Raw genomic sequence first — 279 nt, 5'->3', positions numbered from 1 at the left:
TCGCGCTTGCGTTTGGCGAGCGTGGCGGAGCGCTCGGACGCCGGCACCACGAAGATCACCTGCTGCAGCATATATTCCATTGCTGTCGGCTTGGATCCGCCCTTGTAGAGCATACGACGGACCGCATCCTGTTCGGTTACCGAGCCACCTTCGCCGGAGCGGTAACGCGCGCCGAGCGCCTGGTTCCAGGCCATCTGGGCGCGAATGAATTCCTTGAAATGTTCCTTGGTGACGCCCGACTGCGCCATGATCGCGTCGAGTTTGGCGAGCGGCATCTTG

At 62.0% G+C, this 279-nt stretch carries 1 pseudogene; it reads right to left on the bottom strand.

What is annotated here, in order from left to right:
- A pseudogene (locus EN851_RS36000) lies at positions 1–279 on the bottom strand (peptidylprolyl isomerase); the annotation flags it as partial.

It is taken from the genome of Mesorhizobium sp. M8A.F.Ca.ET.208.01.1.1 (genome assembly GCF_004791315.1).
GTDB lineage: Bacteria > Pseudomonadota > Alphaproteobacteria > Rhizobiales > Rhizobiaceae > Mesorhizobium.
Note: the sequence above shows the minus strand (reverse complement) of the source record. Positions and strands in the feature narration are given on the sequence as shown.